Raw genomic sequence first — 22,922 nt, 5'->3', positions numbered from 1 at the left:
CCACGCGTACCCATCCCGAACACGACCGTTAAGCCCTCCAGCGCCGATGGTACTTGGACCGAAGGGTCCTGGGAGAGTAGGACGCCGCCAAGCACTAGACCACTGTTGAATTTACAACAGTGGTCTTTTATTTTTTTAGAAGAAATATTGAAACATAGAAGAATTAACAATAAAGAATTAACAATAAAGTGTAATCGATTTGTACTGGAGAATGTCATGTGAAAATACGGGAGACTGTGTTACAGAAGTGCTTACGCCCAACTGCTGCTAAAAGGAATCCATGACCTCCTAGCACGTCTACATCTGCGTTAACAGTCTGACCGCTTAAGAAGCTCTACACAGCCTCTATGAGGCTGTAGAGGCCATTATTTCGATTACTAAGCCTTGTAATAACAGGTGAACTAAATGCAGCCCTGAAGGTTTCTACAGTATTTAGAGTGCTTTCTTTACTCATTTATTGTATGTTAAAACGCTCTATGAAATTAATTTCAAAAAAGTTGTTGCTATAATCTGAAATATATGATAAGATATTTTTTGTTGTCACATAAACAACTGATGCATGGCCCGTTGGTCAAGGGGTTAAGACACCTCCCTTTCACGGAGGTAACAGGGGTTCGAATCCCCTACGGGTCACCAAAAAAAACTTGCACAATCGAAGCGATTGTGATATAGTATAAAAGTTGCTTATCACATGGAGGCTTAGCTCAGCTGGGAGAGCATCTGCCTTACAAGCAGAGGGTCGGGGGTTCGATCCCCTCAGCCTCCACCATGTAACCTCCTCTGGAGGATAAGATAACATATTTTTACTGACGCGGGGTGGAGCAGCCCGGTAGCTCGTCGGGCTCATAACCCGAAGGCCGCAGGTTCAAATCCTGCCCCCGCAACCAATTTTCATTCATGCAAATATTCTTGGAACCGTGGTGTAGTTGGCCTAACATGCCTGCCTGTCACGCAGGAGATCGCGGGTTCGAATCCCGTCGGTTCCGCCATCTTTTCTGCTTTAAAGTCGAGAAGTTGTATTTTGCAAGTATGAGCCATTAGCTCAGTTGGTAGAGCACCTGACTTTTAATCAGGGTGTCGAAGGTTCGAGTCCTTCATGGCTCACTTTCTTTAAAGTGTGCCGAATGAAAATTTACCGTATGCGGACGTGGCTCAGCGGTAGAGCATCGCCTTGCCAAGGCGAGGGTCGCGGGTTCGATTCCCGTCGTCCGCTCCATAATTTGCGCCCTTAGCTCAGCTGGATAGAGCGTTTGACTACGAATCAAAAGGCCGGGAGTTCGAATCTCTCAGGGCGCGCCATTTTAATAAAATATGCCGGTGTGGCGGAATGGCAGACGCGCTCGACTCAAAATCGAGTGGGAAACCGTGGAGGTTCGAGTCCTCTCACCGGTATCACATTAAAAAGCAGTGGTTCATTGGACATTAAGTCTAATGAACCACTGCTTTTTTTATTATATTTAAAACCTCATTCATAGCATTAGCTGACGAAATCTTCGAACTGTACTTCAAATGAGAAGTAAGAATGATTTCTAAATGTACAGACTTCTGATATGGACCCATCACAAGAACGCTCATATTGAATGTTGCTCAGGCATCCCATTCAATATGAGCGTTTTGGCTATGTCTTTCTTTTGTCGGATAAAAAGGGCTTGCGCATAACGTAACGTCAGGAACTATACTGGTGCTTGAAAGGGGATGGGAAGGAAAAGTAAAACGTACTACACCATGGGTTCGCTCACTATACTGACCTCAACGACGGTATGTGGACTTGACTTTTATGATCACAAGGGACTACTCAAGCCAAGCCGTTATAATGAACAGGGTCACCGGACTTATACCGACGAAGATTTGCTTCGTCTCCAACAAATATTATCTTTTAAGAAAACAAGAATAAATGAAAGAAAATATTAATTTTTAATGGGAGTGTTTATAATGTCAATCAATAGGGACAAGCTGCAAGAATCTTTGGATCCTGCCCTTCGGGTTCGTCCCCGCGTAGGATGGGGTGTTCTCACATATTTCCTCTATAGCGCAGTCTTCTACGCGATCTTCGTGCTCAACGGTATCGACTACACGAGAGTGGGTGAGAGTGAGCGGACCCTTCTTCTCTGGTATATAGCACCCCTGTTCGGCGGTGCCGTGCTGACCATCACAATGGTCACGATCTACGGATGGTGGCGCCCTAGCATGGTGGAAAGGCGGCGTCTTTCTCGTTGGACAATGACTCTCCCGATCATCATGATGGTCATCGCGATCGTGAATATGCTGACCGGCGATTTCACCCGTATCACGCCCCTCATGTGGTTGTATCTCATCCTCGGCAGTATCATGGTTGGCTTCAATGAGGAGATGATCAATCGAGGTCAGTTGATAGTGGCTCTACGCAGCCGCTTTGGAGAAACCGGGGTCTGGCTGCTCTCAACAGCGATGTTCGCAGTCTTCCATCTGCCGAACATGTTCTGGGGCATCGGGGCGGGTGCCCTGTTCCAGGTAATGATCGCTTTTGGCCTCGGTTCGATCTTCTACCTCGCCCGGCGGTCTACCGGCTCGCTCGTAGCCTCTATGTTCCTGCACGGGCTCTGGGACTTTAGCGTCTTTTCAGCGAATGGTGCTTCGGCGTTACCCATCGCTGGTTTACTAGCTCCGTTGTTGGTGATCGCTGCAGTGATCACGGTCCCGATCATCCTCCGCCGTGAAAAAGGGCGCGATAGCGCTCAAAGCGTGTCACGATCAGTCGGCTGATTCATCTGTCTTTGGAAACCCTGCTGAACTGCTCTAGAGCAAAATCAAAGGAGCTTACTATATGTTTTTTGTAGCATGAAGAGATGAAGAGGAAAAGCAAAGCTTAAAAGAATTGCAGGAGAGCTCCATCTGGAAGGCACTGCCTACAGTGAAAAATAATCGAGTATACGTTGTTTCAGAGGACTGGATTAGAACAGCTCTGATCAGTATCAGTATGAACTGGCAGCTGGACGAAGCTGTTCAAATGCTGGCTAAATAAAGTCTAGTAAAATTTCTGCTATCTTCCGAATAGCATGTGCGACTCAAAATCAAGTGGGAAACTGTGAGGTTCGGCTTCTCTCGCCGGTACCATAGTAAACAACAAAAGGTTCATTAGATATCACAGCTAATGAACCTTTTTTTATTTATATTTACACCTCCATTCTTAGTCGTTGCCTGCTCCCCAATGTCACATAATGATGATATACTTACCTTTTAAATGATATTGATAATCAAAATCAATTTATGGGTGGTAGATAAATTGGAAAAAAGTGAGATGAGGGAGCACAGATAAATGCAAGAAGAAGCAGAAGTAAGTCAGGTATTTACACCGGAGATGATCGATACGATGGCCCACATTTGGACACGTTCGATCATTACATTAATAGATATACGCTTTCAAAATGTAGCGTCCCAGTACCCGTTGGAGCAGTATAAAATGCCTAGTAGCATGCTTATCTATACATATGGAGGAGAAGCGCAAATTCAACTGAATGAAACTACATTTGGAATGGAACGCTTCGGCTTGGTTCACGGCGGGAAGGGGAGCCTGCTCAGTATTTCGCCTAAAGGAGAGCCTGTGAAGACCTTTATGGTTTTTTATAAAGCGGAATTACCTCTTTTTTTCAAGAGGCACCTGCAGCAATTACTGGAGGAAGCGAATCCATTTGTTCAACAGTTTGGTTATACACCAAGTAATCCTATCCTGCTGCTCGATTGGTTTCAACAGATGTTGAATGGCTGGAACCGCGGCAAGACGATGGATCAGCTACAGGCCAAAAGCTTTCTATATCAATTGATTCATGGGGTGTACAGAGATTTTGAGAGTGGTGAGATTCGCTATCTCCAGCCAGATCCAGCCTGTTCTGCCAAGACATATCTCGATAAACATTACAGGGAGCCGATTATGTTTCAAGAAATTGCCGATATGTTTGGAATCAGTGGTGGGCAATTGACGCGGCTCTTCAAAAAGAAGGAAGGGATGAGCTTACAGGAGTACCTCATTCAGAGAAGGATTGAAGCTGCCTGTCATGACTTGAAGCATACAGAAGCAACCATTAAAGAGATCGCAACAGGATCTGGTTTTGCAGATGAGAAAAATCTGTTTCGGATGTTTAAGAAGTATTACAAGATGACGCCAAGTGATTATCGGAAAATAAACGCACTATCCATGCAGGTTGATGGTATTGATAATGATTCTCATTTTCTTTACTATGAGAGGGAACTAGCGGGTCTAGTCCAGTCTTTTAGAGAAGGGGAATCAACCATGTTTGGAAAAGTAAGAAGTAAAGAAATGATCTTGGCGGCGGCGATGAGCTTGATGCTGTTATTGTCGGCATGTGCGTCGGGAACGCCATCGAATAATGGGGGAACGGTGAATCCAACTCCTGCGCAGACACAACAGACAACACAACCGGAAGTATCAGAGACGAAAGCTTCAGAAGCAGTCTCGCAGACCAGAACGATATCCACAGTAAAGGGTGAGGTTAAGGTGCCTAACAACCCTCAGCGTGTTGTAGTCGATTATTTGGTTGGTGACGTGGTGGCCCTAGGTGTAACTCCTCTAGGTGTAGCAAGAGCGGCAAGGGACGGGAAAGAGGCTGTTTTTGCTAACCAGATTACGGACTCCATTAAAATAGCTATGGAGCCGGAAGATGTCATGACTCTTGAGCCTGATCTGATTATTTTAGCATGGGGCGATGAAAATTATGAAGATTTATCCAAAATTGCCCCGACAATTTATGTCCCTTATGGTGATATGACTACAGAAGAGCGGATACATTTTATTGGCGATGTTTTGAACAAGCAAGAAGAGGCTAAGGCTGTTTTGAATGCTTATGCTGAAAAAATTGAAGAAGCGAAGCTAGCCCTTCAGAATGCAGGTCTTTCCGACGTGACGATTACTATGGGGGAATTCAGTGATAAAAGTAACTACATCGCTGGAGCCAAGCATGCGGTTGGCGAGCTTATTTATAATGAACTTCAAATGAAGGCACCGTCAAAGGTTCAAACTGATATTATTGATGCAGATAAATATTGGGGAGATATCTCTATGGAGGTCTTGGCTGATTACATAGGGGATTATCTAATCGCTATAGGAGATACGGAAGTTCCTACTGATAATGCGGTTTGGAAATCGCTACCTGCTGTGCAACACAATCGGATCGTAACAGTGGGTACATCGCTATCTTGGTCCACGGATATAATGACTTCCAGTGCCTTGATTGATCATATTGTAAATCAATTGCTGGCAATGGCTAAGTAAGGGTTTTGACGAGGTATAAAGGGGTACACCAATTTACAAACATGACTTCAATAGGTGAGGAAAGGAAAACGTGATGAAAAACAAGCCTGAACAAAAACGCCGTGGGGCGATGAACTTCACCATTTACATGGTGGTAGGGCTTGGATTAACGGTTCTCATGTCGGCGGCATCGATTAGCTTCGGTGCCGCCGACATGAGGTTAGCGACTGCATGGGAGGCTATTTTCCGATTTGATCCAACGTTCACTGAGCATCAAATTATTCAAACCTTACGTCTTCCGCGTACCGTAGCGGATCTGATCGTCGGGTGCAGCCTTGCGGTATGTGGTGCTATTATGCAGGGAACGACGCGCAATCCGCTTGCCGACTCCGGGCTGATGGGGATCAGCTCTGGGGCAGCATTCGCGATTGCACTTTGCCTGGCCTTTCTGCCAGGTTATTCGTATGGGCAGATGATGCTATTTGCTTGTCTGGGAGCAGCGCTTGCGACCGGAATGACCTACTTTATCGCTTCACTCGGCAAGCGCGGGATGACGCCTCAACGGCTGGTACTGGCAGGACTGTCCATCTCCATGCTGTTTGGCGCACTCAGTCAGTATTTGGCGATCAATTACAACCTGGGTCAAGCATTGGCATTCTGGACGGCAGGCAGTACAGCGGGGGCCAAGTGGGGGGAATTGCTGATTATCTCACCGCTATTTGCCGGTGGTGTATTGCTGGCGCTCGCGCTATCTCCTTCTGTTACACTGCTCAGTTTGGGGGATGATGTGGCAAGCGGACTTGGTATTCGCAGCGGACTGGTTAAGGGTTTATCGACGATTGTCGTGCTCGTCCTGACTGGCCTTTCTGTTGTCGTGGTTGGCCCGGTTGGTTTTGTTGGTCTGATTACCCCGCATATTGTGCGAAACATGGTCGGTGTTGACTATCGGTACATTATTCCGGCGGCTGCGCTATATGGTGCGTTGCTGACCGTATCGGGCGATCTGGTTGGCCGCTTGATCAATAAGCCGTTCGAAACACCGATCGGCATTATATTTTCTATCATTGGTGTGCCGTACTTTCTCTTCCTGGCTCGCAGGCAAAGGAGGGAATTTGAATGATTAAGCAGCGTTATTCGTTGCAGCGGGGCATCATCGTCAATGTAGTGCTTGTGGTGCTCATCCTTATGTTTGCTGTCCTTAGCGTGAATTCTGGCAAAATGAATCTTTCACCGCTAGAAGTGCTGAACGTTCTTCTGGGAACGGGTACTGACAAGCAAAATCTGATCGTGTTCGATTTTCGCCTGCCACGAATTGTACTGTCGATCTTGGTAGGTATGGGAATGGGGGCGGCTGGGGTCGTGATGCAGAGTTTGCTGCGCAATGACATGGCAAGTCCGGGGACACTAGGTATCAGTTCGGGATCGGGTTTGTTTGTCCTGTTCTTCGTTGTATTCATTGCATCGACAGGAAAGAGTTCCTTTATTGCCCTGCCATTGCTGGCCTTTGTTGGCGGACTGTTAGCGGCGGGATTGATCTTCTTATTATCGTATCACCGTGGGCGAGACATCTCGCCAATCGGTTTGATCTTAACCGGAGTCGCACTCGGAAGCGGATATGGGGCGCTGACCACCTTCCTGACACTCAAGCTGGATAATTCGCAGATGGACTTCATGCTGCAATGGCTGGCGGGGAGCTTGTGGGGTGCTAATTGGCGCTACATTTCCATACTGGCACCATGGGTCTTGATTTTACTGGGCTATATTTTCTATAAGGCTCGCATATTGAACACCCTCCATCTGGGTAATCAGACTGCACAAGGGCTGGGCCTTGCCGTGAAGCGGCAGTTTTTGGGGTTGTCGATCGTTGCTGTTGCTTTATCCTCTGGTAGTGTGGCCGTGGGCGGAAGCTTCTTCTTCGTTGGCTTGATTGCTCCGCATATGGCAAGAAAACTGGTTGGTCCCGATCACAAATTACTCGTTCCGGCTGCCAGCCTGGCCGGGGGATTAGTCGTGGTGCTGGCTGACACGATTACGCGCACGGTTAGTCTGGGGGGAGATGTGCCGACGGGAATCGTCATTACGGTCATCAGTGTTCCTTACTTTCTTTATTTACTAGCGAAGGCTAATTAGGAGGACGCCATGGAAAGTATTACAGCGCAACAAATCGATATTGCTTATAATGATACGCTTATCGTAAAAGAACTGGATTTGCAGATTCCGCGTGGACAGATTACCTCGATTATTGGTCCCAACGGATGCGGCAAATCAACCGTACTAAAGGCAATAGGTCGGCTACTTAAGACCAAGAATGGCACGGTCTATCTGAATGGTGCTGATATCTGCACATTGTCTACCAAGGAAGTGGCCAAGCAGATGGCGATCCTGCCGCAGACACCGACCGCACCAAGCGGTTTGACGGTGGGTCAATTAGTCGCTTATGGGCGTTTTCCTCATCAAAGGGGCTTCGGCAAGCTCTCTAAAGAGGACAAGCAAGTAGTCGCCTGGGCCCTATCGGTTACACAGCTTACAGCGCTTGAGCATCGTGAGGTCGATACGCTCTCTGGCGGTCAGCGTCAGCGCGTATGGATTGCGATGGCGCTCGCCCAGCAGACCGATCTGATCCTGCTGGATGAACCCACCACCTATCTGGACCTGGCACATCAGCTCGAAGTGCTGGAGCTGCTCTATGAACTGAACCGCAGTCAGCAGGTGACGATTGTGATGGTGCTGCATGACCTCAATCTGGCAGCGCGCTTCTCCGACTATATGGTGGCGATTCGTGGGGGCCAGGTGATGGAGCATGGCTCTCCAGAGCGGGTAATGACGGTACGGACGCTGCGTGAGGTGTTTGCCATTGATGCCGAGATTATGCTGGAACCACGAACGGGGCGACCGGTGTATGTGACGTACGAGCTAATGCGTGATAAGCGTAGAGAACAAGGGGCGGATCAAGGATTTCTAAAAGCTAAGGAACAGAAGGAGGCGGTTGCCACATGAAAACCGCATGGCGTGTCCTGCTGGGCGCACGGAAATACTGGTTGCAGTTAGGCATTGGATTAACTGGTGCCGTGTTGGCCACGATTGCCGGGTTTTATTTGCCCTGGGCGCTCCGCTCGTTGACACAATTGGCGACCGAAGGCAGCAGTCAGTTTGCTTCAGAAGCGCTGAAGATTGGTTTGTTGCTGCTTGGAGCTACCTGTCTGCAAGCCATCGGAACATCACTCGCAGGTTATATGAACCATTATGCCGCACTTCATTATGTGGCCGATTTAAGAACAAGATTATATAGCAAATATCAGCAGATGAGCTTACGTTATTTCCATCGAAGCCGGACGGGTGACTTGACCGGGCGCGTTGTGAATGATGCGATGGAAGCGGAAATTTTCATTGCTCATGCCATTCCTGACTTTATCATCAACGGACTGACCTTTATTGGAGTAGGCATCCTGCTCTTGACGATCAATGTGAAGCTGGCACTGATCAGTCTGATCACGATTCCGTTGCTGCTTGCAATCACGGTATGGCAAAGTAAGCGGTTGTCACCGCTGTGGGGAGAGAGTTCCAAGGCGCGTGGAGAAATCGCTGGCAAAGTGCAGGAAAACTTGTCGGGCATGAAGGAAATCCAAATTTTCAATCGGCAGGAGGAGGAGCGGGGCAACGTTTCTCGTCTGGCTATGAAAAATACGAAGACCTATTTACGCGCCAGTCTGTTCTATGAAACTTCTTTGCCGTTGTTGGCATTCGTGACCACGCTGGGGACCGTGCTTGTCGTGATACTAGGTGGCAGACTGTTGTCATCAGGCGAGGTAAGCATTGCCGATATTATCGGATTCATCGCCTACCTGGGTCTTTTTTATCAACCGGTAAAGTCCTTTTCCGGCTTGGTGGAAATGGCCGGGCGAGCCTCCGCTGGCCTTAAACGGGTATATGATGTGCTGGAAGAAGAGGAAGACATACAGGAGAAGCGAGACGCAGTCATTTTGCCGCGTGTACGAGGACAGATCTCCTTTCAAAATGCCACATTCGCTTATCAAGATGGTGCGCCTGTACTAGAAAGGTTGAACCTGAACATTGATCCAGGAAAAACGGTGGCACTTGTAGGCACAACCGGTGTAGGAAAGTCGACATTGGCCAGTCTCGTTAACCGATTCTACGACCCGCAGGCTGGTTCGATTGAAGTGGATGGCATCGATATTCGTGATGTGACGCTCTCAAGCCTGCGTGACAATATCTCGATGGTGCTGCAGGATACCTTCCTGTTTGATGGTTCGGTGTATGACAATATCGCTTATGGATGGAAGGACGCGACACAGAAAGATGTGATTGCCGCAGCGAAAGCGGCTAAAGCGCATGATTTTATAGCACAGATGGAGCAAGGCTACGATACGGTGATTGGTGAACGCGGTGTGCGTCTGTCCGGAGGGCAGAAACAGCGGCTCTCGATAGCACGGGCGATTCTGCGCAATGCACCGATCCTCATTCTGGATGAAGCGACCTCGGCGCTTGATACCACGACCGAGCAAGAGATCCAGCAGGCGCTGGACGACATATCTAAGGATCGCACAACACTGGTGATTGCCCATCGGCTATCGACGATCCGTCATGCTGACCAGATCGTCGTACTGGAGGGCACAGAGATTGCCGAGATGGGTACGCATGAGGAACTGCTGCGTAGCGGCGGCATTTATGCACGATTGTATGCGGCGCAAGCCTCTTGAACGTAATCAATACAAATAAGACTAAACAGGAGTAGGCCAGGCCCCTGATTGATATGCTCTAACATTGGGGCAAAAGATAGTCCGATGTTTCTTGGAATGAGATCAATATTGCCATACGTATAGATGAATTCTTCAGAAGCAGAAAGTGATCCGTCAGTCATGATCGCGTTCAGCGACAGCAAGACCACTTAAGGCCTTCTTCCCAATCCATTTAGCCACGACTGTTCTAGCGGCTTTCAGTGGGTCAGGCAACGGTTTTAAATTTTAAGGTGGATGTTTCATCTTAGATAGCGAACTCCGGCTCCCGGTCCCGATAGTAATTAGCCAGAAGTTGCTTCGTTCGTTCCAATTTGGGATTTGAAAATACTTCTTCTTGCGTTCCGTCTTCCACAATAGCGCCTTGATCGAGTACCAGTACTCTAGTGGCTACTCTACGAACAAAATTCATTTCATGGGAAACCAGCAGCATTGTGTTTCCTTCTTCAGCCGTCTTTTTAATCGTATCCAGCACTTCTCCGGCCAATTCGGGATCGAGCGCAGAGGTGGGTTCGTCGAGCAACAGAATTTTCGGCTGCATGGCCAAAGCACGGGCAATCGCTACACGTTGCTGCTGCCCTCCGGATAACTGTTTTGGATAGTGATGGATTCTATTAGATAAGCCGACCTTATCAAGCTGAACCATGGCAATTTTTTGCGCATCTTCCTTCGGGATTTTTTTGACGACAATTAATCCTTCCATTACATTTTCGAGGGCTGTTTTCTGGCGAAACAGATTAAATTGCTGAAATACCATGGCTGTACTTTTACGAAGCTCCAGCGTTTCCGATTTGGTTCGCTTAACGATATCAACTTCAAGGTCGTCAATCTTGATGATTCCTTCATCCGGAACTTCCAGAAGATTGATGGATCTCAGTAGCGTAGATTTTCCTGCTCCTGAAGAGCCGATTACGGCAACGACTTCACCTTTTTGGATCGTTAAGTCAATATGATTCAGTACGATGTGTTGATGAAACGACTTCGTTAAGCCCCGAATTTCAATCAAGAATGACATCTCCTTTTCTTTTCCTCAGGCTCCTGAAGTCGATATCAAGCCGTTTTTCCAGAAAAGCAATTGCTCGTTCGATCACTATCGTTAATGCCCAGTAGATTAAGGCCAACGCACAATAGGACTCAAAGAAACGGAGATTATTCCCTGCCAAGATCCTTGATTGTGCCGTGATTTCGACGACTGAACAGACAAAGGCAAGCGAGGTTCCCTTCATTAATCCAATCAGTGCATTACCCAGTGTAGGAAGAGCAACGATGAAGGCTTCCGGAAGGACGATTCGCCGTAGAACCTGTCCATACGTCATACCTAGCGATTGGGCGGCTTCGGTTTGACCTTTGTCAACAGATAACAAGGCAGCCCGAATGACTTCAGAGTTATATGCAGCCTCATTTAGCGATAAAGCAAGTAACACATAAAAGATGGCTGGAATGGAATTAACATTGTAACTTGTTTCATGATAATAATTGTAGTATTTCAAGATCAGCGGAATACCGGCATAGGACAAATAGAGCTGAACCAGAATGGGAGTTCCTCTGATAAATGAAATAAATACAACACTGATTTGATATAAGACGGGAATTTTCTTCATTTTGATAATAGCAAGCAGGAGCCCCAGCAGGAGCCCAGCGATCATGGAAATTACGGTAAGTTCAAGTGTTACCGGTAAGTATTTTAGCAGCTTCGGAATCAAAGTGAAGACAAGCTCAATGTCAAAAATATTAGGCATCATAAGATTTCCTTTATTGGGTTTTAGGTGCGAAGTCACCACTCAGATATTGTTCGCTAATTCTGGAAACCGTACCGTCCTCGATTAATTCCTTCAGCCTTTGGTTCACATCGTTCACTAGCTGTTCGCTATTCTTGCCCTTGCTAAGAATAAGATAGCTATACGGGACGCCAATCCGGTCAGAATCCTCCTGCGATAGTGGTATGGAGGTCAGTTTCAAATCGAACTCTTTGATATAAAGATTAAGCATGGCCGCATCCAATAGGATAAAATCTGCTACTCCGCTTTCCACATGCTGCAATGTGGACGCCAGCTCATCTTCCGTATATTTCAACACAACGGGTTGTTTAGCAATGTTTGTATTATAGTTCTCCAAAGCAACCGTATAGTTTCTGCCTGGGCTGACTTCAGTTGTTTTACCTTCCAGATCCGCAAATGAGTGGATATCATCCCGTCCTGCCTTTACGGCAATGACAAACTGATTTTTCAAAATCGGATCAGAATAAATATATTTCTCTCTTCTTTCCTTGTTGCTGGCGAAATTGTTGGCACCGATCTGATAACGATCACTATCCAATCCGGCAAAGATGGAAGAAAACTCCGTTTTTTCGATATTGGTTTTGTATTGCGGCAATCCTTCAAAAATAGCTTTCAGAATTTGAATATCGTATCCATCGATTTCATTACTGTCATTTACAAAAGAAAAAGGCTTGGGTGCTCCGCCTGTAGCGATATTTACAGTTGTTTGCTCATCACTTTTCAAATTTCCTGCGGTTTCTTTACCTGAATTATTTCCGCAGGCTGTGACGATAATCAGAAGCAATACGGACATCAGAACAAGCGAAAGTTTACTCATTTTTCTCATAGTCTATAATCCCCCTATTTGTTCGGTGAAAATTTATTATCCGGATCAGTGCTTTTAGTTTGTCTGTCATGTGGGGTTGACCAAAGGCCATCATAATCAACCTGCTCCCAAAACCGGGAGTTAAAATCAATGAAAGTGCCTGATTTATTCTTCCCGTGTGATTTGGCCATGTCCTGCAGATAAGTATTGTTCTTAAACGCCGGAATCTCATACAAATCACGCGCATAACCCCAGATGTTCTTGAAATCGACGATACGGTTGCGAAGCGGTCCTAAATATTTGAAATAGTAGGTGTCAAAACGGGCCAGCGTAACAAACAAACGAACGTCGGAGTCAGTAACATAATCACCGAAGAGAAAGCGATTATGATCCAATCGGTCTTCAATGGAATCAAGCGCCGAGTATAGATGGTTATAAGCGTCATTGTAAGCTTCTATTGACTGAGCGAACATCGCCTTGTATACACCATTGTTGACGTTGTCATACAAGAAATCGTTGTACTTGTTGATCTCTTCCCTTAATTGAAGGGGGTACAAATCCGGTGCCCCAGACTTGTGAAAAGGAGCGAACTCGTTCTCAAGATAATTGGTTAACCATACGTAATCGTTATTGACGACCTTTCCTGTCGTAATGTCCACCAGGGCCGGCACTGTTGCTCTTCCAGCATAATTTGGATCTGCATTTGCATATAACTCACTCAGAAACTGCACAACAAGCACGGAATCCGTTCCGTTCTCATCGTAGACAAATTCCCAGCCCAAATGCTGTTCATGCTTGCCATGACCTACAAGATTAATACTGATCGCTTCTTCCAGCCCCAGTAATTCGCGCACGATCGAGGCCCGGTTAGACCAATTGCAGCCTTTGGCCCAGATCAACCGGTAACGTCCTGCTTCAACCGGAAGCTTGTTATCTCCAGCACCGAATGGAGTAGTGAAAAAATTCTTTTGACGAATAAAGGTTCCTTTTGCGTTGACCTCATGCTCAACTTCATTGGATTTTACACGAACGTTAGATTGCAAATTCTCTGTCGTCATCGTTTTATCTCCCTTGGTTATTTATGCAAGTGAGGCTATTCAATAAACCCCATTTCCTCAACCTTGTCTACGTTCCGATAAATAGCCATCCCTGTTTTCATTCGGCGAAACCCCAGACGTTTATAGAAATCGACCGTGTCAGGATGCGTATATAAGACGACATTGCAATGTTTGACGAACTTCAGCAGGTCCTGAATAATCAGCCGCCCGATCCCTTGATTATGATAATTTGGATCTACAGCGATATTATATATAGCTGCTTGGGACACACCGTCAGAGATAGCGCGCCCGAATCCGATCAGTACCTCGTCGTCATAAATGAAAGTTACGGCATAGCTATTCTCGAATGCTTGCTGATGAGTTTTGCTTGGGGCGTCGGACAAATCGAAGTAGTTCATAAGGTGGGCTACACGATCCCAATCCCGGTTTAAACAGTCATTATAAATATTTAGTTTCATAGCGTACCCTTTCTTCTAAAATTCACGTGTCCATTCGCACTTCTTAACTATTATTCTCAGTAAACTCATTCGGTTTTACAGATTATAAGGCGGTCTTGATAGAGGAATATAGTAAAAAACGGAACTATAAAAGATATTGACAACATTACTAGAAAGTAAATAAAATAATATATTAACATTTGCCCATAGGAATTCTTGGTATTTTTGTTGGCAGTATTATGTTTTTAAAGGAGGTCTTTCATGAGGCCAATTAATCGGAGAAAATATCCGTACCACCCGCACCAGCCCATTTTTGAAAATGTTCTGGACACCTATGCTGAATACCGTACGGATGCCTCGCCTCTCTTTCAAGGCGGAGTAATATTCTATGGATTCTATATGAATGATTTCAATTTTAACCGCATATTCGTAGTTCCGGACGGATGTCTGCATCTCGTAGTTTGCTGTCATAAGGAGCATCCCTCGGCCAATATTTGCGGAAGTATCTTCAAAGGGAGACAAGGGGTATTTGTCCGCTCGGATTGCGAATATTTCGTCATATGCTTCATGCCTGGATATGCGGAATTTTTCTTAAAATATCCGATCGGCGAGTTCAGTGAGATGGAAATTCCGATTCAGGAAGTATTCCCTCACGCTGCCGAGCTGTTAGAGCGAGTCGCCGAGCAGACCAGCTTCGCGGGGAGAATCCGCGCATTTGAAGCCTTTTATCTGAAGCATTTTCGCGATGGGTTAGAAGTCCCGCTTCTGGTCAAGTATCTGACGGAAAAGATCATTACACTCCGTGGAGCCTTGAACGTAAAGGAGCTAGCTCAGGATACCGGATATTCGAGCCGTTATATGTTGAAGACCTTTGAAAAATTTGTAGGCGTGTCGCCCAAGCTTCTCGGCCGCATCGTCCGGTTCCAGAATGTTATTTATTCGCTCGAACATAAGCATTACGACGAGACGCTTGACCGTATTTTCGAAATGGGTTATTTTGACCAGAATCATTTTATAAAAGAATTCAAAGAGTTCAGCTTCGTTACGCCAAAGAAGTATATCCAGCAGATTGATTCGGCTCATATGTTGATGAACGGAAATGGTACACCGATAGTACGGTAACCGTAACGGCGTAGTGATATTAATTAATTCGATAGTTTTAGAAGTGAGGAAATGATAGTTTAGAAAAAAAACCGCGAAAGACCCTTGATTTTACAAGGATTTTCGCGGGTTTTAGATTCTTCTTTCTGGACTTATTTCATCCCAGCACTTTTTCCGCCTTGGGCAGAATGCCCAGTGCTGCAACCGCTCCAAACAGGGAGAGAACGAGGGCGATCCACCATCCATGACGGAAAGTCCCAAGGGCGGGTGCTGATGAGGTACTCAGGGCGATGACCAGCAGCGTCGTTCCGAGAACAGAACCAATCTGACGGGACATGTTCACCACTGCACTGCCGGTCGATGCCTGCTCCCGGGGCAGGTCAGAGGTAGCTGAAGAGATCATAATAGGCAAAGCGAATCCATAGCCAATACCGATTACCAGCCACCCCGGCAAAATTTGTAGCCAGTAGTTCGGTGTGGCCTGCGCGGACAAGATAAACAACAGCGGTCCTGCACCGATCAACAGGTTGCCGATTGCTGCGATTTTATTGATCTGAATATGTCTCGCAAGACGTTGAGCAAGTGTGGCAGAAGGCCATACTAAACAAGGACCGAGAGTAAGAGCAAGACCAGTAGCCAGTGTGGACCAGTTCCACACATTTTGCAGGTACATAATGACAGATAACAACTCAAGTGCAAAAGCCGCATTAATAAGAGCGACACCTATGCTGGACCTGGTGAAAGGTCTGCTGCGAAATAAGGAAAACTCAATAATCGGAAAGGGATGCCGACGAGATTGTAGGATGAACCACAGTAAAGCCAGAGCAAATACGATAAAGCTACCCCAGGTGTAGACATTGCCCCAGCCCCAATCAGGCCCTTTGTCGAGTCCGAGTGAAAGTGAGCCGATAGCAATGATTAGCAGAAGACCTCCCCAAAGATCCGGAAGCCGCGAAGCCTGATTCGGCTTATCCTTTGGAATATAACGGAGCGCAGCCAGGAAAGCCAGAATACCAATAGGGATGTTGACCACAAAAATCCACTCCCAAGAGAGCTCCAGTAGAAAGCCTCCAACCGCCGGACCCGCTGCAGCTGCGAGTGAGCCACTGCTGGCCCAAATCCGGACAGCACGTTTTTTGTGTTCTTCGGGAATGTTTGTTAGTAGCAGACCCAGTCCGCTCGGCGTCAGCATTGCACCCCCGGCGGCCTGGAGGCACCGGAACATGACGAGGAGCCACAGATTGCCGCTTAGTGCTGCGCCCAGACTGGAAGCTGTAAATAGTGCTATCCCCCAGACGAACCCGCGCTTTTGTCCGTATCGATCGGCTAATTTCCCGGCAGGAACCAGCAATGCAGCATAGAAAATGGCATAACCGTTAAGCACCCAGCTCAGATTGGACAGCGAGACCTGGCCGATGGATTGACCGATATTGTTCAAGGCTACATTGACTATAAAAACATCCAGACTAGCCATGAACACCGTGATACAAGTGATGAACAGTATGATTTTATGTGAACGATTGTACATTGTGCCTAACATCCTTTTCTATAAAATAAGAAAGATTACGTCTTACGATTAATTATGGAATGCGTGGTCAATAAATCAGGATAAAAAAACCTCTACTGGAGAGGTGAATTAAATTAAAAGCATTTCAATTGCCGTATCCAATTGGCTTTGCATTTGTTCATGGGTAGCACCTGAACGCACCATAACTCTTATCCCGATGATGGTGTTTACCAGATGGGTAGAGATTTGTTCGCTGGAAAGCTTCAGAATAACGGACCCTTCTTGCTGGCCTTTTGAGATAACGACCTCAAGCATTTCTTTCATCCGCTGGAACATATGGTCAAACTCTATTTTGACACTACTGGATTCGGAGTTCTGCAACTCAAGCGTTGAATTTACAATCATACAGCCGTAATTGTGTTCGTAATGGGGGCGAAGAAAATGCAGCTGCCAATAGCGCAGTGTCTCCAGTGCGGTCGTACCATGACTCAGCAATTCCTCAAACCGTTCCAGAAACTCAGTGTTGTACAATGACATCGACTTGCTGAACAAAGCTTTTTTATCGCCAAACGCGCCATAGAGGCTCTGTTTGTTTAGTTTGGTTCCTTTCGTTAGGATGTCATATGATGAAGCGTTATAGCCATGTTCCCTAAAAATGTCTATGGCGGCGTGCAACACGGTATCATAATCAAATTCTCTTGGTCTACTCATGGTTACATCATAATCATTATGGAATGCGTAGTCAATAACTTAGACAGTATAAATCTAAAAAACGCGAGCAAGGGGTAAAATGACCCTGTTACTCGCGCTTTTTTCAGTTATAGTGATACAGGTGCTGTCTCATACATAATCTCATGAATGCTCAGGAAGAAACAATGCTTCAAACTTTGCTTTTCCTTGCTTTTCCACCCAGGTATTGAAATCCGTAAGTTCCGGGTATGTCTTGCGTACAGCAGAAATATCGACCTCGTGGCCTTCTTCGTTTAACCATTGGAACACGCCGGCCAAGATTTCATTATGCTGGCGCAACGTGTCCAGCGGAATTTGAACGTAAGGAATGGTACGGTTAGTTATACGGCCTATAGCATCGGCAATCTGCAAGGGTGTTAAATTGTCGCCGGCAATTTCAACAGTTTTGCCCAAATAGTCGTCTGGAGATCTAAGTGCTAACACAACGAAAGCGCCGATGTCGTCCACAGCTACGAGTGGGATCACTCCATCTGGCTTGAAGGGTTGTGCGATCGTTCCGTTCTGCACGCCGGCGGACATCGGGTCTGCGAAGTTTTCCATGAAGGTGGCGGGACGTAATATGGTAGCCGGCAAATCGAGTGAAAGAATGTACTGCTCGATATCCCATTTCTGCATGTCACGATATCGGGATTGCGCATCTGCACCGCCAACAGATGTATAAACGAAGTGCTGGATCTTCGCCTTTAGGGCAGCGTCCGCTACAGCCTTCCCAATACGTCTTTCATCATCGTTGGATTCGAGAGTAGGGGTCCAGCCCGACGCCTGAACGCTGAATACGCCATAAATCCCCTGCATAGCGGCATCGAGCGAAGCAAGATCGTTCATGTCACCGAGAAAAAGCTCGGCTCCCCATTGGGACAGTCGCAGGGCCTTCTCACTTGATAAATCGCGGACAAATGCACGAACCTTCCAGCCATCGGCGAGTAAATGCCTAACAGCCGCACCTCCTTGTTGTCCGGTTGCTCCCAAAACTAATATTTTTTTATCGCTCATATCATTATGTTCCTCTCTAAGCTTTATTAGGCTATCTCTGCTTAAGCTAACCACAGCAGTTAAATAAGTCCTGTTGTTATCTTAAAATATTAACTATATAATTTAAAGGAGACACATTATTTATATATAACTTCAAAAAATAGACTACCTATATTTTAGTTAGGAGTGATATCTGTGGATGTACGTAAAGGGGACGAGCTATGCCTCATCTCTATTCGTGAAGCTTTGGAGGTTGTGCGCGGAAAATGGTCTTTTTTGGTGCTTTCCTTACTAAGTCTGGGGCCGCAACGATTTAATCAAATGCGAAGAAATTTAGATAACATCAGCATTAAGTCTTTAACGGATGTCCTGCGTCATTTGGAGGAGTACAAGGTCATCAATCGCGAAGTGTTTCCTACTGTACCTGTAACCGTTGAGTATTCGCTAACGGATAAAGGGCGGGAGTATATCCCCGTGCTTGGGCAAATGCGTAAATGGGGTGAAAACTGGGGGGAACATCCGCAGCTCGTTGATGGTCGCGAGTATCGTTGTTGCACAAATAGGTAAGATCCGTGAAATGGTTACCTTGTATTTCATGAAGAGGGCAGTATACAATGGGAGCGAACAAAGGAGGGATGAACATGTCGATCCAATCCAGCTTCCGAAGGGCCAATGCTATATGTAACCGACATGCTACCAAAATTCAAGGAACCGGCTTGTCCATAACTATTTTATATTGGGGATTCATGCCGGCTCATTACGATAATTCCCTCCACCGCCATTCTTTTTTTGAAGCTTGTTATGTGATGGATGGAGAGGGGAGCTATTATGAACACGACCGGGAGTATGATCTAGTAAAAGGAACGGCGTTTCTATCGAAGCCTGGCGTATGGCACCAGATTCGAAGCACCTCCGGATTAACATTATGCTATGTTGCATTTGAAATAGATGCATCGCTAACAGAGCCGTTTTATCTCGAAGCGTATCGACAGCTAGCTGATAGAGGAAACAGCGTTGTTAGCGGGGCTGACTCCTTTTCTACAGGATATTTGTGGCAGGCGTTAATCGCGTTGTGTGCAAGTTCAGTCTCAACAATCCCGCTATCCCTGGAAAAGGTTGCGCATTCGCTGCTGTTGTCCTTCCCGGATTTGCATGGCCTGACACTTACCGCGGGTGAAAGTGTTCAACAACCGATTTCTCCAGGGCATGCTTTATTTAGCCAAGCCAAGCGGTTCATCGACGATAATTTAAGCAATGAGCTTACGCTTGCAACCGTTGCGAGTCATCTGCATATCTCTTCCCGGCATTTGACCCGATTATTTCAGGAGTATCTCAGTCAGTCCTTCGTACATTATATTCAGGAGCGCCGGATGCAGCATGCAGCACAGCTTCTGCTAAATGATTACTTACCCATTAAAGACATTGCGTTACAATGCGGCTTTCAGTCCGTGCATTACTTTACCCGTGTTTTTACCCGTGCGCTTGGTGTATCCCCTGCCAAATTTCGCCGTTCGCAATTCTCCGAAGGTCGCTCCGGCAAAAATCATTACCCTCCGAATATGTCCTGATTGTACAAAAATAGTGCCCTTTCCTTTAAAGACGCTGTCCCCAACAATTTATACAATGTGAACATGCATTGATTACGAGTTGGGAGGCAGCAGCAATGGAAGTAAGTAAAGTTCGATCCTTTAATCCGGTTCCGGTTAATCCTGTAAGGCTGCAATGTCATGAGGAAGTGCAGTCCGATATCGGGACGGGCTATGAGGCATGGCTTCGGCTAATAGAGGACCATTTTAACCAACACAATTCCAAAACATATCATTTAGCCGTTGACGGTACCCATGGCGCTTTATTTACGACAATCCTTGAGCAACTGCAAACGTTATGTAGCCAAGAGAACATTGCATATATTGAACTGGATAGTACGCGGTATATGAAAAGCAGTGCAGAGCTATTATCGGCGTTTGACCGTTATTTGACCGATAACCGCGCTTTTGGATTTATTGCTTCAGATATCGATTATAAAGATTACTTCAGAGCGCAGGCGCAAGCTGATTGGCAGAATGACGTCGCCGAAAAGCTTCATCCATCCTTGGAATCCTTAGAGGGGACTGGTTCACGTACGATGATTATTACGTATGGACCAGGCGCAGGCTACCTCTCTTCGGATGCCTCACTATCTATATTTTGTGACATTTCACGAGAGAACCAACAGCGCCTTCACCGGCAAGGAATGGGTTCGCTGCAACTCGGGGAATGTGTAGATTCAGTAGAGACGTATAAACAAGCATTGTTCCTGGAATGGCCGGTATGGGAGCAATACCGTAAGCGCTATCTGAATGATTTTGACTATTACATGGATATGAATGATCCTGATCAGCCGACGTTTCTTACGCTTCCGCTGCTGCGTGCTCTCATGCAAGCCGCCGCACAGCAGCCGATTCGTGTGAAACCTTTCTTTGCTCCGGGCATTTGGGGCGGGCAGTATTTGAAGAAGCTTTGTCAATTGCCAGAGGAGTGGGATAACTGCGCCTGGAGCTTTGAGCCGATCGCACCGGAAAATACGCTGCTGATTGAAGCCTACGGTCATACGCTGGAGCTACCGTTCCCGCTGCTGTTGTCTGCTCATCCAGAGCAAATTATAGGGGAGCGGAATGTTCAGCTATTCGGAGATTATTTCCCGATCCGCTTTGATTATCTGGATACGATTGGGGGCGACAATCTATCTCTACAGGTTCATCCCCGCCAATCCTATATTGAGGAAACCTTCAATGAAAGGATGACCCAGCAGGAGTCCTATTACATCATGGAGCAAGAGGAAGGAACAACTCCCTTTGTAGCCCTTGGTTTTACCGAAGGAACAACCGGAGAACAGTTGCTGGAAGCAGTGGATAACGCTCATGCCTCGCGAGAGCCGCTAGAAGTAGGGCGGTATGTCAACGTGCTGGATGCTCAAAAAGGCGATTTGTTCCTTATTCCACCTGGAGCCGTTCATTACGCGGGCAGAGGCAACCTCGTGCTGGAAATCTCATCTACCACCTGGTGGTTTACCTTCAAAATTTACGACCACTTGCGTCTGGACAAAGACGGCTTGCCGCGGCCTATTAACCGCGACCATGCAAGCCGCAATATGAATGACAGCTTCGATACGGGTTATGTTCATAAGCATCTGGTGCCATCTCCTGTCATTACTCGCGTACAGGGCAGTAGTAGCGAAGAATTGCTGGGGGAGCGTGAAGACTTGCTGTTCCAGGTCAAAAGATTAAAGCTGAATGGCGAATGGCATGGCGATACGAACGGTCAATTTCTCATGTTCAATCTGGTCGAAGGCAATCGTGTTCGTCTTACGCCGCTGAACAATGAAGAAGCCGCTGTGGAATGGGGATATGCGGAGTCCTACATTGTTCCCGCCGCAGTGGGGGAATTCCGGATTGAATCCATAGGTGACACAACATGCAGCTTAATCGTTGCTCAGGTTTCCCCAGATTGGCATACTCCGCTGCTGCCTCATCACTGGCAGGGTGGTGAAGCGTAATGGAGCCTGGGGTCTTACTGCAGACCGGCTTAATGACGACCATTGCAATCGATGCTGGAGGAACGTATTTGAAGGCGGGTGTCCTTAAGAACGGCATTCTTCTGCCTGAGCTTCCTTTCATTCGGCCATCACATTCAAATGGAACCCCGGAACAGATCGTCGGCGGTCTGGCAGATCTTATTCTGGAACTGTCAACCGCCTATAGAGCGCAGCAAGGTATCGAAGAACATCCGGCCGGATTTGTAATCGGACTTGCCTTTCCGGGACCTTTCGAATATGAGTCAGGTATTTCACGTATTCGTGGGCTCAATAAATATGAATCCATTTACGGCCTTAATTTGCAAGCACTGCTGCGGGATGAATTAACCCGGCGTGCGGAGCTTAATTCATCAATGCCATGGTTGTCCGAGCTGGCTGCGGCCCCTATCCGACTGGGCAATGATGCCGTGCTGTTCTCCCTTGGCGTCAGCAGATTGTTCCCGGAGGACAAAATGCTATGTCTGACGCTGGGAACGGGGCTTGGATCTACCTTTATTGAGAAGCGGAAAGTGGTCACCGGCAGATCAGGCGTACCGGCCACGGGCATGTTGTATGAAGAGAAATTTGACGGAGAACGAATCGATGATGTATTCGGCAGCAGAGGGATTTTGTCGCTGGGTGATAGCCTCCAGGTTCGTTCAAGCGATGATAGTGTACAGAATCTGGCTGTTGCTGCCCAATCAGGTGATCCCTCCGCCATTCAGGTATGGAAAATATACGGCCAGCGGCTTGGTCACATGCTTCGTCCTTATGTAGCTGCCTTTCAGCCCGACAAGCTTGTTCTTGGCGGACAAATTGCCAAAAGCCGAGACTTATTTGCAGACAGCTTGCTGAGCGCACTGAAGCCGGAGCAGGCAGAGCTTTATTATGAGAACGATGTGCTGGGGCAAGTGTTCTATGGCATACATCAACTATTTCACCATTCATAACATAAAGGAGTT

General features: G+C 46.8%; 20 protein-coding genes, 8 tRNA genes and 1 rRNA gene. 21 read left to right on the top strand and 8 right to left on the bottom strand.

Going from position 1 to position 22,922, the window contains the following annotated elements:
* The 16 genes from rrf to ACFRAM_RS22580 all read left to right on the top strand — a co-directional run.
* A 5S ribosomal RNA gene (gene rrf, locus ACFRAM_RS22655) occupies positions 1 to 93 on the top strand; the annotation flags it as partial.
* 468 nt (positions 94 to 561) lie between these two features.
* A tRNA-Glu gene (locus tag ACFRAM_RS22650) sits at positions 562 to 636 on the top strand.
* Between the two features lie 57 nt (positions 637 to 693).
* Positions 694 to 769: transfer RNA gene (locus ACFRAM_RS22645), tRNA-Val, on the top strand.
* Between the two features lie 41 nt (positions 770 to 810).
* A tRNA-Met gene (locus ACFRAM_RS22640) sits at positions 811 to 887 on the top strand.
* 24 nt (positions 888 to 911) lie between these two features.
* Positions 912 to 989: transfer RNA gene (locus ACFRAM_RS22635), tRNA-Asp, on the top strand.
* Between the two features lie 42 nt (positions 990 to 1,031).
* Positions 1,032 to 1,104: transfer RNA gene (locus ACFRAM_RS22630), tRNA-Lys, on the top strand.
* A 37-nt stretch (positions 1,105 to 1,141) separates the two neighbouring features.
* Positions 1,142 to 1,216: transfer RNA gene (locus ACFRAM_RS22625), tRNA-Gly, on the top strand.
* Positions 1,217 to 1,222: 6 nt separating this feature from the next.
* A tRNA-Arg gene (locus ACFRAM_RS22620) sits at positions 1,223 to 1,299 on the top strand.
* A gap of 14 nt (positions 1,300 to 1,313) precedes the next feature.
* A tRNA-Leu gene (locus ACFRAM_RS22615) sits at positions 1,314 to 1,392 on the top strand.
* 303 nt (positions 1,393 to 1,695) lie between these two features.
* Positions 1,696 to 1,911 (top strand): MerR family transcriptional regulator, encoded by a 216-nt coding sequence (locus tag ACFRAM_RS22610; protein WP_379468307.1) that lies wholly within the window; start codon positions 1,696 to 1,698, stop codon positions 1,909 to 1,911.
* A 21-nt stretch (positions 1,912 to 1,932) separates the two neighbouring features.
* Positions 1,933 to 2,742, top strand: a complete 810-nt coding sequence (locus ACFRAM_RS22605; protein WP_379468305.1) for a CPBP family intramembrane glutamic endopeptidase — start codon at positions 1,933 to 1,935, stop codon at positions 2,740 to 2,742.
* 553 nt (positions 2,743 to 3,295) lie between these two features.
* Positions 3,296 to 5,266: a helix-turn-helix domain-containing protein gene (locus ACFRAM_RS22600; RefSeq protein WP_379468303.1), complete on the top strand. Its 1,971-nt coding sequence runs from the start codon at positions 3,296 to 3,298 to the stop codon at positions 5,264 to 5,266.
* A 73-nt stretch (positions 5,267 to 5,339) separates the two neighbouring features.
* Positions 5,340 to 6,365 carry a FecCD family ABC transporter permease gene (locus ACFRAM_RS22595; RefSeq protein ID WP_379468332.1) on the top strand — a complete coding sequence of 342 codons (1,026 nt, stop codon included), beginning with the start codon at positions 5,340 to 5,342 and terminating at the stop codon, positions 6,363 to 6,365.
* Complete coding sequence (locus ACFRAM_RS22590) at positions 6,362 to 7,375, top strand: FecCD family ABC transporter permease (RefSeq protein ID WP_379468301.1); 1,014 nt, start codon at positions 6,362 to 6,364, stop codon at positions 7,373 to 7,375. Before ACFRAM_RS22595 ends, ACFRAM_RS22590 begins: the two co-directional genes overlap by 4 nt.
* A 9-nt stretch (positions 7,376 to 7,384) precedes the next feature.
* Entirely contained in the window at positions 7,385 to 8,242 is an 858-nt protein-coding gene (locus tag ACFRAM_RS22585; protein ID WP_379468299.1) for an ABC transporter ATP-binding protein, read from the top strand.
* Positions 8,239 to 9,963, top strand: coding sequence for an ABC transporter ATP-binding protein (locus ACFRAM_RS22580; RefSeq protein ID WP_379468297.1), 1,725 nt, complete (start codon positions 8,239 to 8,241; stop codon positions 9,961 to 9,963). The genes ACFRAM_RS22585 and ACFRAM_RS22580 overlap by 4 nt, the downstream gene beginning before the upstream one ends.
* Before the next feature lie 283 nt (positions 9,964 to 10,246).
* On the opposite strand, the gene ACFRAM_RS22575 is transcribed toward ACFRAM_RS22580, so the two are convergent.
* Genes ACFRAM_RS22575 through ACFRAM_RS22555 form a run of 5 tightly spaced genes read right to left on the bottom strand, consistent with a single transcriptional unit; the run spans position 10,247 to position 14,098 of the window.
* Positions 10,247 to 11,005, bottom strand: coding sequence for an amino acid ABC transporter ATP-binding protein (locus ACFRAM_RS22575; protein ID WP_379468295.1), 759 nt, complete (start codon positions 11,003 to 11,005; stop codon positions 10,247 to 10,249).
* The gene (locus ACFRAM_RS22570) at positions 10,998 to 11,741 is read right to left on the bottom strand and encodes an amino acid ABC transporter permease (protein ID WP_286154950.1); all 744 of its coding nucleotides are present in this window, start codon (positions 11,739 to 11,741) and stop codon (positions 10,998 to 11,000) included. The genes ACFRAM_RS22575 and ACFRAM_RS22570 overlap by 8 nt, the downstream gene beginning before the upstream one ends.
* Before the next feature lie 10 nt (positions 11,742 to 11,751).
* On the bottom strand, positions 11,752 to 12,603 hold the full coding sequence (locus ACFRAM_RS22565) for a transporter substrate-binding domain-containing protein (protein WP_379468292.1): 852 nt from the start codon (positions 12,601 to 12,603) through the stop codon (positions 11,752 to 11,754).
* Positions 12,604 to 12,617: 14 nt separating this feature from the next.
* Positions 12,618 to 13,640: a glutathione S-transferase C-terminal domain-containing protein gene (locus ACFRAM_RS22560; RefSeq protein WP_379468290.1), complete on the bottom strand. Its 1,023-nt coding sequence runs from the start codon at positions 13,638 to 13,640 to the stop codon at positions 12,618 to 12,620.
* A 35-nt stretch (positions 13,641 to 13,675) separates the two neighbouring features.
* Positions 13,676 to 14,098, bottom strand: coding sequence for a GNAT family N-acetyltransferase (locus ACFRAM_RS22555; protein WP_379468288.1), 423 nt, complete (start codon positions 14,096 to 14,098; stop codon positions 13,676 to 13,678).
* A 240-nt stretch (positions 14,099 to 14,338) separates the two neighbouring features.
* On the opposite strand from ACFRAM_RS22555, the gene ACFRAM_RS22550 reads away from it, so the two are divergent.
* Entirely contained in the window at positions 14,339 to 15,199 is an 861-nt protein-coding gene (locus tag ACFRAM_RS22550) for a helix-turn-helix domain-containing protein (protein WP_379468286.1), read from the top strand.
* 136 nt (positions 15,200 to 15,335) lie between these two features.
* Here the strand turns inward: ACFRAM_RS22550 and ACFRAM_RS22545 are convergent, their stop codons facing one another.
* The 3 genes from ACFRAM_RS22545 to ACFRAM_RS22535 all read right to left on the bottom strand — a co-directional run bounded on the left by ACFRAM_RS22545 (position 15,336) and on the right by ACFRAM_RS22535 (position 18,428).
* Entirely contained in the window at positions 15,336 to 16,706 is a 1,371-nt protein-coding gene (locus ACFRAM_RS22545; RefSeq protein WP_379468284.1) for an MFS transporter, read from the bottom strand.
* A 108-nt stretch (positions 16,707 to 16,814) separates the two neighbouring features.
* On the bottom strand, positions 16,815 to 17,396 hold the full coding sequence (locus tag ACFRAM_RS22540; protein ID WP_379468282.1) for a TetR/AcrR family transcriptional regulator: 582 nt from the start codon (positions 17,394 to 17,396) through the stop codon (positions 16,815 to 16,817).
* Between the two features lie 141 nt (positions 17,397 to 17,537).
* Entirely contained in the window at positions 17,538 to 18,428 is an 891-nt protein-coding gene (locus ACFRAM_RS22535; RefSeq protein ID WP_379468280.1) for an NmrA/HSCARG family protein, read from the bottom strand.
* Between the two features lie 174 nt (positions 18,429 to 18,602).
* Between ACFRAM_RS22535 and ACFRAM_RS22530 the strand changes: the two genes are divergently transcribed.
* From ACFRAM_RS22530 to ACFRAM_RS22515, 4 genes are all read left to right on the top strand, one after another.
* On the top strand, positions 18,603 to 18,974 hold the full coding sequence (locus ACFRAM_RS22530) for a winged helix-turn-helix transcriptional regulator (RefSeq protein WP_379468278.1): 372 nt from the start codon (positions 18,603 to 18,605) through the stop codon (positions 18,972 to 18,974).
* Positions 18,975 to 19,048: 74 nt separating this feature from the next.
* Positions 19,049 to 19,975 carry an AraC family transcriptional regulator gene (locus ACFRAM_RS22525; protein WP_379468276.1) on the top strand — a complete coding sequence of 309 codons (927 nt, stop codon included), beginning with the start codon at positions 19,049 to 19,051 and terminating at the stop codon, positions 19,973 to 19,975.
* Positions 19,976 to 20,070: 95 nt separating this feature from the next.
* A complete protein-coding gene (locus tag ACFRAM_RS22520) occupies positions 20,071 to 21,942 on the top strand; it encodes a class I mannose-6-phosphate isomerase (protein WP_379468274.1) in 1,872 nt (623 codons plus the stop codon).
* Positions 21,942 to 22,910, top strand: a complete 969-nt coding sequence (locus tag ACFRAM_RS22515) for an ROK family protein (protein ID WP_379468272.1) — start codon at positions 21,942 to 21,944, stop codon at positions 22,908 to 22,910. Before ACFRAM_RS22520 ends, ACFRAM_RS22515 begins: the two co-directional genes overlap by 1 nt.
* Positions 22,911 to 22,922 lie beyond the last annotated feature (12 nt).

Source organism: Paenibacillus sp. NPDC056722 (assembly GCF_042790635.1).
In the GTDB taxonomy this organism is placed as follows: Bacteria; Bacillota; Bacilli; order Paenibacillales; family Paenibacillaceae; genus Paenibacillus_AQ; species Paenibacillus_AQ agri.
Note: the sequence above shows the minus strand (reverse complement) of the source record. Positions and strands in the feature narration are given on the sequence as shown.

What these genes read in the sequence shown, in the direction of transcription:
- ACFRAM_RS22610 (WP_379468307.1), top strand. Translation starts at nt 1,696, where the DNA reads ATGGGAAGGAAAAGTAAAACGTACTACACCATGGGTTCGCTCACTATA.
- ACFRAM_RS22605 (WP_379468305.1), top strand. Translation starts at nt 1,933, where the DNA reads ATGTCAATCAATAGGGACAAGCTGCAAGAATCTTTGGATCCTGCCCTT.
- ACFRAM_RS22600 (WP_379468303.1), top strand. Translation starts at nt 3,296, where the DNA reads ATGCAAGAAGAAGCAGAAGTAAGTCAGGTATTTACACCGGAGATGATC.
- ACFRAM_RS22595 (WP_379468332.1), top strand. Translation starts at nt 5,340, where the DNA reads ATGAAAAACAAGCCTGAACAAAAACGCCGTGGGGCGATGAACTTCACC.
- ACFRAM_RS22590 (WP_379468301.1), top strand. Translation starts at nt 6,362, where the DNA reads ATGATTAAGCAGCGTTATTCGTTGCAGCGGGGCATCATCGTCAATGTA.
- ACFRAM_RS22585 (WP_379468299.1), top strand. Translation starts at nt 7,385, where the DNA reads ATGGAAAGTATTACAGCGCAACAAATCGATATTGCTTATAATGATACG.
- ACFRAM_RS22580 (WP_379468297.1), top strand. Translation starts at nt 8,239, where the DNA reads ATGAAAACCGCATGGCGTGTCCTGCTGGGCGCACGGAAATACTGGTTG.
- ACFRAM_RS22570 (WP_286154950.1), bottom strand. Translation starts at nt 11,741, where the DNA reads ATGATGCCTAATATTTTTGACATTGAGCTTGTCTTCACTTTGATTCCG.
- ACFRAM_RS22565 (WP_379468292.1), bottom strand. Translation starts at nt 12,603, where the DNA reads ATGAGAAAAATGAGTAAACTTTCGCTTGTTCTGATGTCCGTATTGCTT.
- ACFRAM_RS22560 (WP_379468290.1), bottom strand. Translation starts at nt 13,640, where the DNA reads ATGACGACAGAGAATTTGCAATCTAACGTTCGTGTAAAATCCAATGAA.
- ACFRAM_RS22555 (WP_379468288.1), bottom strand. Translation starts at nt 14,098, where the DNA reads ATGAAACTAAATATTTATAATGACTGTTTAAACCGGGATTGGGATCGT.
- ACFRAM_RS22550 (WP_379468286.1), top strand. Translation starts at nt 14,339, where the DNA reads ATGAGGCCAATTAATCGGAGAAAATATCCGTACCACCCGCACCAGCCC.
- ACFRAM_RS22545 (WP_379468284.1), bottom strand. Translation starts at nt 16,706, where the DNA reads ATGTACAATCGTTCACATAAAATCATACTGTTCATCACTTGTATCACG.
- ACFRAM_RS22540 (WP_379468282.1), bottom strand. Translation starts at nt 17,396, where the DNA reads ATGAGTAGACCAAGAGAATTTGATTATGATACCGTGTTGCACGCCGCC.
- ACFRAM_RS22535 (WP_379468280.1), bottom strand. Translation starts at nt 18,428, where the DNA reads ATGAGCGATAAAAAAATATTAGTTTTGGGAGCAACCGGACAACAAGGA.
- ACFRAM_RS22525 (WP_379468276.1), top strand. Translation starts at nt 19,049, where the DNA reads ATGTCGATCCAATCCAGCTTCCGAAGGGCCAATGCTATATGTAACCGA.
- ACFRAM_RS22520 (WP_379468274.1), top strand. Translation starts at nt 20,071, where the DNA reads ATGGAAGTAAGTAAAGTTCGATCCTTTAATCCGGTTCCGGTTAATCCT.
- ACFRAM_RS22515 (WP_379468272.1), top strand. Translation starts at nt 21,942, where the DNA reads ATGGAGCCTGGGGTCTTACTGCAGACCGGCTTAATGACGACCATTGCA.